Here is a 14,112-nt window from a genome sequence, read left to right as displayed (position 1 = left end):
GCTACTGAACGGTTTATTGGTCGAAAACGATGATGTTGCGGCGCGCCGAGCCCGTCTTGGTGTCTGCGATCGCTGCATTGATCTCTTCAAGCCGCCACCGGCCGGAGATCAGCTCGTCCAGCTTCAAACGTCCTTGTTTGTAGAGGTCTACCATCCATGGAATATCGCGCTGGATAACGACGTCGCCCATTTTCGACCCGATCATGCCCTGACCGATAGCCGCCATGATCACGGGTTCGTAGCTGGCTTTCGCGCCGGAATGGGGCATGCCGATCATTACCATGCGCCCACCGACACCGAGATACCTTGTGGCCTGATCGTAGGCGGGGATCGCACCAACGGTGACCAGGACGACATCTGCACCGCGACCGCCAAGCGCTTTGTAGGCGGCCTTCCAAGGGGCATCCAGACTGCCGAGAACCGTATGGGTGGCCCCGAACTCTTCGGCAATGGCCAGCTTATCCTCGCTGAGGTCGACAGCGACGATGCGGCGGGCGCCGGCGATGCGGGCGCCCTGAATCGCATTGAGGCCGACACCGCCTGCACCAATCACCACAACATCCTGGCCTGCGCGCAGCTGGGCGGCGTTCACCGCAGCGCCGACACCGGTGATCACGCCGCAGGACAGAAGTGCGGCAACGTCTTTACCCAGATCTGCCGGAATTTTCACAATCTGGCGTTGGTCAACCACCACCCGTTCTGCAAATGCACCGCAGGCCATGGCCTGCATCAGGGGGGAACCTGCAAGGGTTTTCAGCGGGCCATTGATAGCATCATAGGGGGTCTCGCACAGCGTTGGAGCGCCCCCTGCACAGCTGGGACAGCTGCCGCAGGAGCGGATCAGGGTCACGACCACGCTATCGCCTTCGGCGAAGCCATGAACATGCTCGCCAACTGCGCTGATCACGCCGGCAGCCTCGTGACCATAGACAGCGGGCAGGAAACCACCCCAGGCACCCTCCGCATAGGAGATATCACTGTGGCAGATCGCGACGGCATCCAGTTTGACCTCCACTTCACCGCTACGCGGCGCGGCAAGCTGGACATCCTCGATCACAAGCGGGCTGCCGAACTGATGGCATACGGCTGCTTTAACGATAGGCATGTCGCGTCTCTCCCCTTTTAGTGGTCACGGTGGACCGGGGGAAGCGAGCCCGCAAGCCCGAAACCGTCTGTGACGCGTCGTATCTTGAAGACGAATTGGCGCAGGGGGCAGGGAAACGGTTGCGCCGATCACCGCCGGGTCAGGAGGGATTTCGTCTGGCTTGCAGGGCGGTGACGCTTTTCGCAAATTGCTGTGCCTCTTCCGGGGCAGAGCCAAGTTGCCGTGCTGCGTCAAAGATCGCGGTGTGATCAAGCTCTGGATAATGCGCGACCGTGATCTCCTGCAACGACTTTCCGTCTTGGGCGGCCTTGGCACAGAGCTCCTTGACCATCGCCTGCGCCTCACCGCGCCGCATATGCTCAGCCAGAGCAAAGCTCAACGCTTCGGCATGAATGGTACCGTTGGCAGCGTTCAGATTGTGCCGCATGCGGTCGACATCCGGTGTCAGCCCCCGGGTCATGGAATTGGCAATCCGCACGGCACTGGCGGCGCAGAAAATGGTCTGCGGCAGGCTAAACCATTCGCCGAGCCAGCTTGTCCCGTCCCGTTGGTGCTGATGGCCAGCAGAATGATGCAGGGCCGAGAGCTGGGCGTTTGCCTGCGACGTCAGCGCAACCAATGCGGAGGCGCCTACCGGGTTTTGCTTCTGTGGCATTGTGGATGAGGCGCCGCGACTGCTGATCGCAATCTCATCAATACCACTCTGACGGAGGGCGAGGCAGTCAGTACCCAGTTTGCCCAATGCAACGCAGACTCGGGTAAACCAATCGGCAATACGCAAGACCGGCGTGCGGTCGGTATGCCAGCTGCGACCCGGATCGGCGAGCGACAGACCGGCGGCCAGTTCTGCGCGCAGCTCCGCAACCCGGGGGCCAAGCGCGCCAGAGGTGCCCGCGGCGCCTGAAAGTGACACCAGCAGACAGCTGTCGCGCAACCTTGGCAATTCGTCCAACAGCCCAAGCAGGGGCTGTCCCCAGGCGGCCACGACAGCGCCAAAACTTGTTGGCGTGGCCAGCTGGCCGTAGGTGCGTGCGGCCATCGGCAGGCTGGCATGGGCTTCAGCCAAATCGGAGAGCTGGGCCAGCAGCGCCATCAGATCCCCTTCCACCGCCGCAAGCGCCTGTCGCAGGCGTAGCATCAGCGCGCTGTCCATGATGTCCTGCGAGGTTGCGCCCCAATGAACATACTGTGCATGTTCCGGCGCGCTCATCTCGCTCCGCAGCGCTGCGACCAGACCTGGAACCGGCACGCCGTTCTGCCCAGCCGCGGCAGCCAGTGCCCCAGGATCAAGAGCGACCTCCATCACGGCGCGTCCGATCGCGGCGGCGCTGTCTTCGGGGATAATGCCGACTTTGCCCTGCGCCTTCGCTAGCGCACCTTCGACCAGCAGCATGGCACGGATTTCAGCACTGTCTGAAAATAGCCGGGAGACATCTCCGGCAGGAAAAAGCGCGGCATAGAGCTGACTGTCAAAAAGAGAAGCGGCCATCAGAGATCTTTCACTATGGTTGCCATCACCGTTGCCAGTTGATCGGGCGCGGCAAAGAACGGCGAATGTGACGTGTCGAGATTTTTTATCCGATCAGTGGGCCAATCCGCCACCATTTCTGCCTGATATTCTGGCGGGATGACGCGATCTTGGGTGCATCGAATATAGGCTTTTGGTGTCGCGGCCCATTGTGGACCCAGTTTCACGGGCGTGTCTTGCGGCCTGATCGGCTGCGGTGCCAGTCGCGACAGCGCATAGTCCACCACTGACCTCGGGCAATCGTGGTATAGCAGATCCGGTGCGGCTTCGGGGTCGAAACAGTAGCTTTGCCCGTCCGCGGTTTTCAAAACCTTGCCGATGAGCGGTTGGCTTGGGCCGCGTTTGCGCATGTCGATCATCGACAGGCCATTCTGGGGGACATAGGCGCAAAGGTAAATCAATCCACGCAGCGGTGGGCCGATATCGGCTGCGGCTGACATCGGGTAGCCGGCCCAGGAATGGCCCACAACGATAGTCTCTGATCGCGCGGCGTCGCGGACAGCGGCTACGGTTTCCTCCAAAGTGACAGCGACTGGATCGCACCCCCGCGCGTTGCCGCCTATACGAGGGCCGGGAAGGTCGATGGTTCGCGCGTTGATCCCGCGTGCTTCCAGTTGAGGCAGGACGTCGCGCCAGCACCACGAACCGTGGCAGGAGCCGTGGACCAGCAGCAGATCAGTCAATATGCCCGAGCTCCTTCAGGAAGGTCACCAAACGGTCAGCAAAGATATCGGGCTGTTCGACACAGGGAAGATGTCCGGCTCGGCGGATCAGCTCGAACCTTGATCCGGGGATTAAATCCACCGTTTCGCGAACCAGATCTGCCGGCGTTGCACCATCATCCGATCCCGCGATGCCCAAGGTTGGCAGGCGCAGGCCGCTGGTTGGGGTGTAAAAATCAGTTCCGGCGATGGCCGCGCAGCAGCCGATATAGCCTTCGACCGATTGCCCAAGCAGCTGGGCGCGCCAATGGGCCAGCTCCGGGGACCTGTAGAAGGCCGGAGCAAACCAGTTCTGCATGATCGTGTCGGCGACCGCATCAAGCCCATCCTGCTTGATCGCATCAATGCGCTGTTGCCATTTGGCGGGGGTGCCAATCTTGGCCGCCGTATTCGAGAGCACCAGTCCGCGTATCAGATCCAGCCGCTTGACGGCCAGCCCCTGCGCGATCATCCCGCCGATCGATAAGCCAACAAAAATACAGTCCCGCACCCCCAGATGATCCAGCAGGCGCTCGGCATCGCGCACCAGAGCGCCCATCGAATAGGGAGCGGGCGTGGCCGACGTGCCGCCATGGCCGCGCAGGTCATAGCGAATGATGCGCAGCGACGGCGGCAAGCGCGCCACCACGTCGTCCCAGACATGCAGATCGGTGCCGAGGGAATTGGCGAACACCAGCGTCGGGCCGTCAGGCGTTCCATCCAATTGATAGTTCACCCGGATGTCACCCAGATCTGCAAGCGGCATGGAACTCCTCCTGAGCTTATTCGATGCGCTTCCCTAGCCTGCGTGTTTCAGGACGTAAACCCGATCCGAGCACCGCCATGCGGCTGGATCGCGGCTCTATTCGGCAGTCTCGAGCCGCATATGGGCCATGATTTGCCCATGGTCGGAGGCCAGCTTATTATAGGGCGCTTCGGGGTGGCTGCCATCAGTAAGGTGGTCGTTGAAGACGCTGAAATATTGCATTTCGCCGATGGCCCCTGTCCATTCGGGATCAAAATGGCGGGACATATAGATCTGATCGATGCTCTGGTGCACGCCTCCGAATGTGGTGGTGTATACCACGTCACGGAGAGATTTCTTGAGAAACAGCTTTTCCGCCGAACGCAGGCGAACCCGGTCGATCATCTCCCGGATCTGACGGTTTTCGTCTGGATTGTAGCGATCTCCCGAGTGGCGAGCGTCATGCCGCAGCATCCAGGAGTAGTTGCGAAACGGTGTCTCGCCGCTGATGATTTCAGAGCTGACGGCATCCTCGCCATCATTGAAGTCTCCCAGGACCATGACCGGCCGGTCCTGTTCCAGCTCGTCCAGGATGGCGCGGCGCAGAACCCAGGCCTCGGCCATACGCCGCAGAGCTGCCCGCAACGCGCCCATGGCCCGCCCACTGGCATCATAAGCCGTGAGCACGGTTTCGGGCGCATAAGGCGCCCCAAGTGGTGTTATGAACTCGCCCAGTTTCGATTTCAGGTGGCAGTTGAATACGCTGATGATCTGGTTCGCGACGGGAATGCGGGCCTTCATGATCGGTCGAGACAGCCGTCGCAGCGTGTAGTAGCCCGCGTCATCCTCGCCGCCCAGGCAGGCCATCGGGATATCCAGCGGCAGCGGCAGGTCCTGAATAATCTCGACCGGTTCCACAAAACCCGTACGTGACAGAATCGCGAGACCGGGGCGACGCTTGCCCGGAGTGTCGTGGTCATTCGTATTGGCAGCATAGGCCAGCTTGGCATCGGTATAGGGCGTGTAGACGAGTTTGCGGAATATGGCCTTGCGGTGATAGCGTTTGGAGCGATCGGGCAGGGTCGCGGCGTTTACCTGTTTGCCACGCCGATCGGTTTCGGCGACCACCTCGCGCAGCGTCGCCTCATCGAAGATTTCCTGAAACCCCACGATATCGGCATCGAGCGTCAGCAGCTGATCGGCCAACCAATCGGATTTCCAAGCATATTCCTCGGGCGTGTAGCTTTGAAACCTGTAGTATTCTTGATCGGGACCGATCAGGTTCTTCACATTGAAGGAGGCGATAGTGAACTCGGTCATAGGGGCACTCCAGGGGCGAAGGGCACCGGATCGACCGGTGCGAGTGTGAAGCCTATCCGAACTTTTGTAGCGCTTCGGCAAAAATGGCGGGGTCGACATTACCACCGGTCGCAATGGCAATCGCGCTCGATCCGTTGAGGTGGTCTGCGTGAAACAATGCTGCCGCCAGCGAGACAGCACCGCCAGGCTCCAGCACGATTTTGAGCCTCGAATAGGCCAGCGCCATGGCGTGCATGGCCTCGTCTTCGCTGACAGCAATTCCGGAACCGCAGAGCCGTGCCAGGATCGGGAAGGTGATTTCGCCGGGTGCAGGCGTGAGAATAGCGTCACAGAGTGAGCCGGCCGTGGTCTCATTGCGACAGATCCGCCCGGCGGCCAGTGACCTGGAAACGTCATCGAACCCCTGCGGTTCACAGGGGCGAACCCGCATTTTTGGCGCAGCGTGTTCCAGCGCCAGGGCAACACCCGAAGTCAAACCACCACCGCCGCAGCAGACCAGAACATCCGCCTCGGTCACGTCTTGTTCAGCAGCCTGTCGGGCGATTTCCAGACCAACCGTGCCCTGACCGGCGATGACGTCGTCGTCGTCGTAGGGCTTGATCAGGGTGAGGCCGCGAGTCTCTGCCAGCTCTGCCCCAATGGCATCACGATTATCGGTGGCGCGGTTGAACAGCACCACCTCTGCGCCGAGCGCACGGGTGTTGGCGATCTTAATTCTTGGGGCGTCCTGCGGCATCAGGATCACGGCGGGTGTGCCATGGGCGGCCGCCGCTGCGGCCACACCCTGCGCATGATTGCCACTTGAATAAGCAAGCACGCCTTTCTTGCGCTGATCCTGGCTGAGCGCAGACAGCGCGGCCCAGCCCCCCCGGAACTTGAACGATCCGGTATGTTGCAGGCACTCGGCCTTGACCAGTACCCGGCGACCCGCGATGTCGTCCAGAAAGGGGGAGGAGAGCAACGGCGTTTCGCGGGCGTGGCCCCGCAGGCGCTCCGCAGCGGCACTGATTGCGGCAAAGGATGTCATTGGGCGACCTCGAGAATTCGGTGGATAAGGGCAAGTGCTTTGGGTTCGTCCAGAAACGGGACATGGCCGCGATCCTGCACTTCCATGGCGATCAGGTCCGGCAGACGGCGCTGCATGTTCTCGTAGGTCTCAGCCGTCAGAATGTCGGAGTTCGCGCCTCGGATCACGCCGCAGGGCAGACCTTCAAGTGATTGAAACAATGGCCAGAGATCCGGCGCTGGCCCCGCTGCAGCCTGCGCCAAGAGAGCTTCACGCAACCGGGCGTCATAGCGCAGCGCCAAACCCGTCCGGGTCTGCGTGTAAAAAACCTCGGCTTCTTCGCGCCAGCGTGTCATCGGCACATCGGGAAACGCTGGCGCCATATGGGTCGCAAGCGCCGAGGCGGCTTCTTCGTGGGTTTTGGCTGCCGGACGATATCCGACATAGGCCATAATCCGGGTGATCCCATCTGCCGGAATTTCTGGCCCGACATCGTTCAGGATGACACCGGCCAATCGCTCCTTGTGTAGAGCGGCCAGTGCCATCGCCACCAACCCGCCGCGCGAGGTGCCGAGCAGCGTCACGCGATCAATGCCCAGATGGTCCAGCAGCTCGATCACATCCTGCGCCTCGCGCGGGACCGAATAGCTATGGATATCGTCTGCATATTGAGACCGGCCCCGACCCCGGGCGTCCAGGGTGATCAGGCGATGGCCATGAATATGCGGCCGCAGGTAGCGAAAGTCCTGCCCGTCGCGTGTGAGCCCTGCCAGGCACAATAGGGGTGGGCGGGAAATGGCTGTTGTCTGGGGGCCGAAGTCTGGATCGTCATAGGCCAGCTCCAGCCCGTCAGAGCTGGTAAAATATGAGAGTGCGCGTGGCGTGTTCAGCACGGGTTTATCCCCCCGCCAGGTCAGGGATACTGGCCAGATTCCTCAGCACGTGATGCGGCCTCCACGGCAGGCGATCCATAGGTTCACCACTTCGGTTCACCCAAGCCGTAGTAAACCCGTATCCCGCCGCACCGGCAGCGTCCCAGCCGTTGGAGGACACGAAAAGCACTTCATCGCGCTGGCAGCCAAAGCGTTTGCCGACAAGGTCATAGACCTGCGGGTCCGGTTTAAAGACACCAACGCTTTCGACAGAGAGCACATCGTCCAGCAGGTCGCCGACCCCTGCGGATTGAACGGCTCCGTCCAGCATCTCGGGTGATCCGTTGGAGAGGATTGCGGTCTGCAGGCCCGCAGTCTTGAGGGCGCGCAGCATCTGCGGAACCTCATCATAGGCCTGAAGCTGCCAGTAGAGATCCAGCAGGCGCTTTCGCAGCTGCGGGTCACCGCTCAGGCCGGTGGCCTCCATGGCCCAATCCAACCCGTCCTGTGTGACCTGCCAGAAATCGGCATGTGAGTTTGTGATTACACGCAGCCAAGTGTATTGTAGCTGCTTCAGCCGCCAGTGGTTGGCCAGCTCTGCCCAATGGTCGATCAGATGCGGAAACTCCGGCTCACCTGCAGCTTGCCGTGCGGCCGCTGTCACATCGAACAATGTGCCATAGGCATCAAAGATACAGGTGCTGATTGCCATGGGGCCTCCGGTTCGATGTCCTGCGGTTGTCCCAGCCTAGGCGCAAACGGGGCGCAAATTCCAGCCACAATCATTTCCCGCCGCTCTGCGGACGCCCGGGAACGGTGCGACCGGGGCTGCTTCGGATCATCGGGTTTACATCACGGTGGTGTCCTATACTGTGCGCGCCTTTGTAACGTGAAAGCAACTGGAGGTCCCATGACCGAGGTAAAAAGCGGCGATACCGTACGCATCCACTACACAGGCAAGCTGACAGACGGCAGTGTCTTTGACAGCTCTGAAGGGCGCGAGCCGCTTGAGTTCACCGTCGGCTCTGGTCAGGTTATCGAGGGTATGGACGCCGGTCTGCTCGGCATGGCCGCAGGCGAGACGAAAACGCTCAACATTCCCGCGGATCAGGCCTATGGCCCCAGCCATGACGAGGCGCGGCAGAGCATTCCGCGTGAAGGGATCCCTGATGACATCCCGCTTGAGGTTGGAACACAATTGCAGATGCAGGCTCCGACGGGCGAAGTGCTGCCGGTGACCGTGGTTGAGGTGAGCGAGGCGACTGTGACCCTTGACGCCAATCATCCCCTGGCAGGCAAAGACCTGATCTTTGATATCGAGCTGGTCTCGATCAACTGATCGCATCTGAGGCGGTGCCTCTTGCGCCGCCTCGTCAAACCGGCTCTTTTGCAGCGGGATATGCCGTGGTGAAAGAGGACGGAATGACTGATATTTCTACGTCAGCCGCATTGATGGAACTTCTGGGTATATCCGTGCCGATTCTCCAGTCTCCCATGGCCGGCGTCAGCACGCCCCAGATGGCGGCGGCTGTCAGCAATGCCGGTGGGCTGGGCGCCCTGGGTATCGGAGCGGCAAGCATCGACCAGGCTGAGGAGATGCTGCGTCAAACGGTGGCACTGACTGGCCGACCCTTTAACGTCAATGTGTTCTGCCACCGGCCAGCGCTTGAGGATTCCTCCCGCGAGGCGGCCTGGCTCAGCGCCTTGGCACCGGTGTTTCACAGCTACAATACGGCGCCGCCGGAGGCGCTGCGCGAAATCTACACCAGCTTCTGCGTTGATACCGATATGCAGGAGATGCTGATTGCGCAGCGCCCGGCAGTTGTCAGCTTCCACTTCGGTTTGCCGCCGCAGGGGGTGATCTCGGCTCTGAAGTCAGCCGGCATCATCTTGCTGGCCACAGCAACCTCACTTGCCGAGGCTGCTGTGTTGGCGAGCGCCGGGATCGACGCCATTGTTGCACAGGGGTGGGAGGCCGGAGGCCATAGGGGTATCTTTGATCCGCGCGGCGCGGATCCCAGGCTTGGAACTCTTGAACTGGTCCGTGAACTGGTTACCAACCTGAACCTGCCGGTGATTGCCGCAGGCGGGTTGATGACCGGTGCCGATATTGCAAAGGCGCTGGTAGCAGGTGCCGCTGCTGCGCAGTTGGGCACCGCGTTCATCGCCTGTCCCGAGAGCAGTGCCGATGCGGGCTATCGGGCCGCCTTGCTGGCCGCGGATCCGAAAACAGAGATGACGACGGTAATTTCAGGTCGCCCGGCCCGCTGTCTGAGAAACCGTTTCACCGACCTTGCGCAGAAGCTCGATCCGACGATCATTCCGGATTACCCCATTGCCTATGATGCCGGGAAAGCCCTGAACACTGCGGCGAAGCAGGCTGGCGAGCCCGGATATGGCGCGCAATGGGCCGGACAGGGCGCTGCCGGAGTTCGTGCTATGCCTGCGGCTGATCTCATGCAGCAGCTTCTTTCAGAACTGGCTGCGGAACAGTGATGTCAAGCGGAGACAGCAACAAGAAAGGGCACCCGCTGGGTGCCCTTGGTTCTTGTGACAGGGATTGGCAGCAGGTCAGAGATTGTCCTGCTGCGGCATGCCAAGGACATGAAAACCACCGTCGACGCGGATGATCTCGCCCGTCGTGCAGGCCCCTGCGTCGGAGGCGAGATAGACGGCTGTACCACCAACCGCTTCCAACGTGGCGTTATCGCGCAATGGGGCGTTCTGCGCCGTATGTTTAAACGTCTTGCGGGCACCACCGATGGCGGCCCCTGCCAGGGTTTTCATCGGGCCAGGGGAGATGGCGTTCACACGGATGCCTTCGGGGCCGAGATCATTGGCCAGGTAACGCGTGGCGCTTTCCAATGCCGCCTTTGCGACACCCATCACGTTGTAGTTGGGCACCACTCGGTTCGATCCCTGGTAGGTCAGGGTCAGCAACGTGCCGCCATTGGCCTTCATCAGCGGGTAGGCGCGGCGCGCCACCTCGACAAAGGAATAGGCGGAGATATCCATCGAATTCTTGAAGTTCTCGCGGCTGGTGTCGAGGAAGCGTCCGGTCAGCTCGGTCTTGTCCGAATAGGCGATGGCGTGCACCACGAAGTCGACACTGTCCCAGCGTGCCGCCAATTGCTCGAACGCGGTGTCGAGCGACGCATCATCGGTGACGTCCACATCGACCATAAAGTCGCTGCCAACGCTCTGGGCCAGCGGTTCCAACCGTTTACCAAAGGCTTCACCCTGATAGGTGAATGCCAGTTCGGCCCCCGCATCGGCCATGGCCTTGGCGATGCCCCAAGCGATCGAACGGTCGTTTGCGACCCCCATGATCAGGCCACGTTTGCCCGTCAATACTCCTGACATCCGCCGTTATCCTTTGTATTTGCTCAATACCATTGAGCCATTGGTGCCGCCAAAGCCGAAGCTGTTGGTCATTACGCTGTCAAGGCCCGCGTTTTCCACCAGCTGGGTTGCGACCTCTCCCGGCTCGATGCCCTCGGCAAGCGTGTCGACGTTGATCGACGGCGTGATGAAGTCATTGTCCAGCATCAGAAGGCAGAAGATCGCCTCCAGTGCGCCCGCCGCGCCCTGCGCATGACCGGTCATTGATTTGGTCGAAGAAATCGGCGGCACGTTGCCCGCGCCGAAAACCCGGCGGGCCGCTTCGATCTCGCCGACGTCGCCGACCGGGGTCGAGGTGCCGTGGGCGTTGATATAGTCCACCTTGCGGCCGTCCGGCAGGGATTGCAGGGCCAGACGCATGGCGCGCTCGCCGCCTTCGCCGGAGGGGGCGACCATATCGTGGCCATCGGAGGTGGCGGCAAAGCCGGTCACTTCGGCGTAGATCTTGGCACCGCGCGCCAGGGCGTGATCCAGATCCTCCAGCACGACGATACCGCCGCCACCAGAGATCACGAAACCGTCACGGTCCTGATCAAACGCGCGGGAGGCTTTCTCCGGCGTGTCGTTGTATTTGGACGACATCGCGCCCATCGCATCGAACAGGCACGACAGGGTCCAGTCCAGTTCCTCGCCACCACCGGCGAACATCACATCCTGCTTACCCATCATGATCTGCTCAGCCGCATTGCCGATACAGTGCAGCGAGGTCGAGCAGGCCGAGGTGATCGAGTAGTTGATACCTTTGATTTTGAAGGCTGTGGCCAGATTTGCCGAGATCGTGGAAGACATGCACTTGGGAACGGCAAACGGCCCGATCCGCTTCGTGGCCCCGGTTTTCAGCACGGTCTGATGGGCTGCCAGCATGGCCGATGTGGACGGCCCGCCCGAACCGGCCACCAGACCGGTCCGCTCATTCACCACTTGCTCTTCGGAGAGGCCGGCATCGGCAATTGCCTGGCTCATCGCGATATGGGCATAGGCCGCGCCAGCCCCCATAAAACGCAGGGTACGCTTGTCGACATGGTCAGCAACATTCAGCTTGAGCGTTCCCGCAATTTGGCTGCGAAAGCCATGCTCGACCATTTCGGGGCTGGCCTCGATGCCAGATTTTCCTGCTTTGAGAGAGGCAAGAACCTCTTCGGCATTGTTCCCGATGGACGAGACGATGCCCAGACCGGTGACGACGACGCGACGCATGATGCGTACTCCTATTTCTTGTTCAAGGGGCGGGGAGAGCTGCGGATCAGCTCTCGGAGAGGGCCACCTTCATGTCCTTGACCTGGTAGATAACTTCACCATCGGCTTCCACGATGCCGTCGGCAACCCCCATGGTCAGGCGACGGGTCTGGATAGCTTTGGTGAAATCGATCTTATAGGTCAGCATCTTGCGGTCGGGTCGCACCATTCCAGTCAGTTTCACCTCGCCTACACCCAGCGCATAGCCGCGACCCTGCCAGCCACGCCAGCCCAGGTTGAAGCCGGTGAGCTGCCAGAGGCCGTCAAGACCCAGACATCCGGGCATGATCGGGTTGCCGGGGAAATGACAGTCAAAGAACCACAGGTCAGGCGTGATATCGAACTCGGCCGTAATGTGACCCTTGCCGTGGGCGCCGCCATCGGCCGACACATCGGTGATGCGATCCATCATCAACATGGGAGGGGCGGGCAGCTGTGCGTTGCCAGGGCCGAACAGCTCGCCTCTGGCGCATTTCAGCAAATCGTCTTTGTCAAAGCTGCTGGGGTAATCGGCCATGCTGGCGCTTCTCCTGCCTATGTTATGATCGTGTATCTGGCTCCCTGTAGCACCCGTTTCGACTCTCCTGCAAGGGTTCCGGGTGCCGAGGGCACACCAGCATTCAGCCTGTGGCCTTCAGGTTTTTCAACTGTGACAGTCTACAGATACAGATCGGAGCTACGCAAATTGAATTGAATGCAAGGACCCTTTCGGCCTATAAATGCGGCCAGCAACGCTATGCAGGACCGCTACATGACGCCAACACCAGCAGATATCGCTACCAACTGGCTGGAAACAGCCGGATTGCGCCCGACCCGTCAGCGGGTGGCGCTGGCAGAGTTGTTGGTGGGCGACGGCAAGCATCGCCATGTGACCGCCGAGAGCCTGTTTGACGCGGCAAAGGACAAGGGTGCAGCTGTTTCACTGGCGACGGTCTACAACACGTTGCGCGCCTTTTGCGATGCTGGCGTCTTGCAGGAAATCACAGTCGATGGGTCCAAAAGCTATTTTGACACCAATACGCACGACCACCCCCATTTTTACTGGGAAGACGAGGGGCGTCTGTCGGATGCGCCATCCGATCAGCTGGTGATCAAGAGCCTGCCCGCGGCGCCGCAGGGCGTTGAAATCGCGTCCGTCGACGTTGTGATCCGACTGCGCAAGGTCTGATCGTAGGAACGCCGGGCGCTGCGCTCATGTGCGTGCTAGAGTATTTCCGTAACCGTTTTCGCCAGAATCTGCTGCGCGGTCTCTATCACGCTGCCTTTTGACGGCGGGCTGTGGCTGATCAGGACCAAGGGCTCCTCTGCCGATGTGTCGCTGATGGGTATCGCGACCAGTGGCTTGCCATCGTAGGAGCGTAAATCGGGGGGCCTGCTGTAGGTGATGCCGATCCCTTCGCCATGGGCGGCCAGGCTGCGCAGCAGCTCGACCGATGCCGCCCGGTGGGCAATTCGGGGCAGCGCGCCAATGGATTTGAACAGCCCAAGCATGTGGCGCACGGACAATCCTTCTTCGGACAGAATCAGGGGCTGTTCGGCCAGATCGGCCAAGGACAGGAGGTCACGATCTGCCAGCGGGTGACCATTGGGCATCAGCGCTACGGGGCCGCGCCGCAACACCTCCTGCCGGACGAAGCTTGCATCCACGCCCAGGTCATAGCTGATCGCCAAGTCGATATTCCCGGCGGTCATCGAGGCCAGCAGCGGTTTAAAGTGATCCGTCCTGTAGCGGATGGCCACACCGGGCAAGCCGATCCGAAGGCGCTGCAGCGCTGGGGCCAACAGAAAGGGAGCCAGATCGGTAAAACATCCCAAGGTCAGCTGCTGGCCGTCGGTTTGATCTGCGCCCCGACGTTCCAGCCGCGCGGCCTGATCCAGGAGCGCTTGCGCACGGTCTGCGAACCTGCGGCCTTGTGGGGTCAGGATCATGCCGGCCCCGCGACGCCTCAGGAACAGGGGCTCTCCCAGCTGCGCTTCAATCCGGGCAAGCGCTGTGGACAACGCGGGCTGGCTGACATGCACGGCGGCAGCCGCCGCCGACAGGCTGCCGTGCTGAGCGATCGCGCAGACATATTCGTAGTGGCGTAGAGTTAGGTATAACATCAGTTTATTTTCTGCATACTAAGATATTATTTGAGCACGCCGCCCCGCCGGGTGCAACATCGGCCCGAAACGGGTGACTGCAACCAGATGCTGT

The 14,112-nt window shown here is 61.0% G+C and carries 15 protein-coding genes; 3 read left to right on the top strand and 12 right to left on the bottom strand.

Annotation, left to right across the window (positions count from 1 at the left end):
- Window positions 1-13: 13 nt before the first annotated feature.
- From VWY60_RS13050 to VWY60_RS13015, 8 genes are all read right to left on the bottom strand, one after another.
- On the bottom strand, window positions 14-1,105 hold the full coding sequence (locus tag VWY60_RS13050; protein ID WP_416536506.1) for a zinc-binding dehydrogenase: 1,092 nt from the start codon (window positions 1,103-1,105) through the stop codon (window positions 14-16).
- A 139-nt stretch (window positions 1,106-1,244) separates the two neighbouring features.
- On the bottom strand, window positions 1,245-2,594 hold the full coding sequence (locus tag VWY60_RS13045; protein WP_416540674.1) for a class-II fumarase/aspartase family protein: 1,350 nt from the start codon (window positions 2,592-2,594) through the stop codon (window positions 1,245-1,247).
- Window positions 2,594-3,316 carry an alpha/beta fold hydrolase gene (locus VWY60_RS13040; RefSeq protein WP_416536508.1) on the bottom strand — a complete coding sequence of 241 codons (723 nt, stop codon included), beginning with the start codon at window positions 3,314-3,316 and terminating at the stop codon, window positions 2,594-2,596. Before VWY60_RS13040 ends, VWY60_RS13045 begins: the two co-directional genes overlap by 1 nt.
- The gene (gene pcaD, locus VWY60_RS13035) at window positions 3,309-4,100 is read right to left on the bottom strand and encodes a 3-oxoadipate enol-lactonase (protein ID WP_416540673.1); all 792 of its coding nucleotides are present in this window, start codon (window positions 4,098-4,100) and stop codon (window positions 3,309-3,311) included. The genes VWY60_RS13040 and pcaD overlap by 8 nt, the downstream gene beginning before the upstream one ends.
- A gap of 96 nt (window positions 4,101-4,196) precedes the next feature.
- On the bottom strand, window positions 4,197-5,399 hold the full coding sequence (locus VWY60_RS13030) for an endonuclease/exonuclease/phosphatase family protein (protein ID WP_416540672.1): 1,203 nt from the start codon (window positions 5,397-5,399) through the stop codon (window positions 4,197-4,199).
- Window positions 5,400-5,451: 52 nt separating this feature from the next.
- The gene (locus VWY60_RS13025; RefSeq protein WP_416540671.1) at window positions 5,452-6,426 is read right to left on the bottom strand and encodes a threonine ammonia-lyase; all 975 of its coding nucleotides are present in this window, start codon (window positions 6,424-6,426) and stop codon (window positions 5,452-5,454) included.
- Entirely contained in the window at window positions 6,423-7,295 is an 873-nt protein-coding gene (locus VWY60_RS13020; protein ID WP_416540806.1) for an alpha/beta fold hydrolase, read from the bottom strand. Before VWY60_RS13020 ends, VWY60_RS13025 begins: the two co-directional genes overlap by 4 nt.
- Window positions 7,296-7,302: 7 nt before the next feature.
- On the bottom strand, window positions 7,303-7,989 hold the full coding sequence (locus VWY60_RS13015; protein WP_416536512.1) for a haloacid dehalogenase type II: 687 nt from the start codon (window positions 7,987-7,989) through the stop codon (window positions 7,303-7,305).
- Between the two features lie 198 nt (window positions 7,990-8,187).
- On the opposite strand from VWY60_RS13015, the gene VWY60_RS13010 reads away from it, so the two are divergent.
- Both VWY60_RS13010 and VWY60_RS13005 read left to right on the top strand, forming a co-directional pair.
- On the top strand, window positions 8,188-8,616 hold the full coding sequence (locus VWY60_RS13010) for an FKBP-type peptidyl-prolyl cis-trans isomerase (RefSeq protein ID WP_340544413.1): 429 nt from the start codon (window positions 8,188-8,190) through the stop codon (window positions 8,614-8,616).
- An 83-nt stretch (window positions 8,617-8,699) separates the two neighbouring features.
- Entirely contained in the window at window positions 8,700-9,773 is a 1,074-nt protein-coding gene (locus VWY60_RS13005; RefSeq protein WP_416536513.1) for an NAD(P)H-dependent flavin oxidoreductase, read from the top strand.
- 75 nt (window positions 9,774-9,848) lie between these two features.
- Here the strand turns inward: VWY60_RS13005 and VWY60_RS13000 are convergent, their stop codons facing one another.
- From VWY60_RS13000 to fabA, 3 genes are read right to left on the bottom strand one after another with little or no spacing between them, the layout of a single operon-like run.
- Window positions 9,849-10,640 (bottom strand): enoyl-ACP reductase FabI, encoded by a 792-nt coding sequence (locus VWY60_RS13000; protein ID WP_340544415.1) that lies wholly within the window; start codon window positions 10,638-10,640, stop codon window positions 9,849-9,851.
- 6 nt (window positions 10,641-10,646) lie between these two features.
- Window positions 10,647-11,876, bottom strand: coding sequence for a beta-ketoacyl-ACP synthase I (gene fabB, locus VWY60_RS12995; protein WP_416536514.1), 1,230 nt, complete (start codon window positions 11,874-11,876; stop codon window positions 10,647-10,649).
- Window positions 11,877-11,922: 46 nt separating this feature from the next.
- Window positions 11,923-12,432: a bifunctional 3-hydroxydecanoyl-ACP dehydratase/trans-2-decenoyl-ACP isomerase gene (gene fabA, locus VWY60_RS12990; protein ID WP_340544418.1), complete on the bottom strand. Its 510-nt coding sequence runs from the start codon at window positions 12,430-12,432 to the stop codon at window positions 11,923-11,925.
- Between the two features lie 234 nt (window positions 12,433-12,666).
- On the opposite strand from fabA, the gene irrA reads away from it, so the two are divergent.
- Window positions 12,667-13,083, top strand: coding sequence for an iron response transcriptional regulator IrrA (gene irrA / locus VWY60_RS12985; protein ID WP_260099685.1), 417 nt, complete (start codon window positions 12,667-12,669; stop codon window positions 13,081-13,083).
- Window positions 13,084-13,118: 35 nt separating this feature from the next.
- Here irrA and VWY60_RS12980 read toward each other — a convergent pair whose 3' ends face one another.
- Window positions 13,119-14,018 (bottom strand): LysR family transcriptional regulator, encoded by a 900-nt coding sequence (locus tag VWY60_RS12980; RefSeq protein WP_416540670.1) that lies wholly within the window; start codon window positions 14,016-14,018, stop codon window positions 13,119-13,121.
- Window positions 14,019-14,112 lie beyond the last annotated feature (94 nt).

The sequence above is a fragment of the Phaeobacter sp. JH20_26 genome (assembly GCF_048056275.1).
Classification (GTDB): domain Bacteria; phylum Pseudomonadota; class Alphaproteobacteria; order Rhodobacterales; family Rhodobacteraceae; genus Phaeobacter; species Phaeobacter bryozoorum.
The sequence above is the reverse complement of the archived record's forward strand: the minus strand, read 5'-3'. Positions and strand labels throughout refer to the sequence as shown.

Bases quoted from the DNA above. Each gene is read 5' to 3' on its own strand.
- VWY60_RS13050 (WP_416536506.1), bottom strand. From the start codon at position 1,105: ATGCCTATCGTTAAAGCAGCCGTATGCCATCAGTTCGGCAGCCCGCTT.
- VWY60_RS13045 (WP_416540674.1), bottom strand. From the start codon at position 2,594: ATGGCCGCTTCTCTTTTTGACAGTCAGCTCTATGCCGCGCTTTTTCCT.
- pcaD (WP_416540673.1), bottom strand. From the start codon at position 4,100: ATGCCGCTTGCAGATCTGGGTGACATCCGGGTGAACTATCAATTGGAT.
- VWY60_RS13030 (WP_416540672.1), bottom strand. From the start codon at position 5,399: ATGACCGAGTTCACTATCGCCTCCTTCAATGTGAAGAACCTGATCGGT.
- VWY60_RS13025 (WP_416540671.1), bottom strand. From the start codon at position 6,426: ATGACATCCTTTGCCGCAATCAGTGCCGCTGCGGAGCGCCTGCGGGGC.
- VWY60_RS13015 (WP_416536512.1), bottom strand. From the start codon at position 7,989: ATGGCAATCAGCACCTGTATCTTTGATGCCTATGGCACATTGTTCGAT.
- VWY60_RS13010 (WP_340544413.1), top strand. From the start codon at position 8,188: ATGACCGAGGTAAAAAGCGGCGATACCGTACGCATCCACTACACAGGC.
- VWY60_RS13005 (WP_416536513.1), top strand. From the start codon at position 8,700: ATGACTGATATTTCTACGTCAGCCGCATTGATGGAACTTCTGGGTATA.
- VWY60_RS13000 (WP_340544415.1), bottom strand. From the start codon at position 10,640: ATGTCAGGAGTATTGACGGGCAAACGTGGCCTGATCATGGGGGTCGCA.
- fabB (WP_416536514.1), bottom strand. From the start codon at position 11,876: ATGCGTCGCGTCGTCGTCACCGGTCTGGGCATCGTCTCGTCCATCGGG.
- fabA (WP_340544418.1), bottom strand. From the start codon at position 12,432: ATGGCCGATTACCCCAGCAGCTTTGACAAAGACGATTTGCTGAAATGC.
- irrA (WP_260099685.1), top strand. From the start codon at position 12,667: ATGACGCCAACACCAGCAGATATCGCTACCAACTGGCTGGAAACAGCC.
- VWY60_RS12980 (WP_416540670.1), bottom strand. From the start codon at position 14,018: ATGTTATACCTAACTCTACGCCACTACGAATATGTCTGCGCGATCGCT.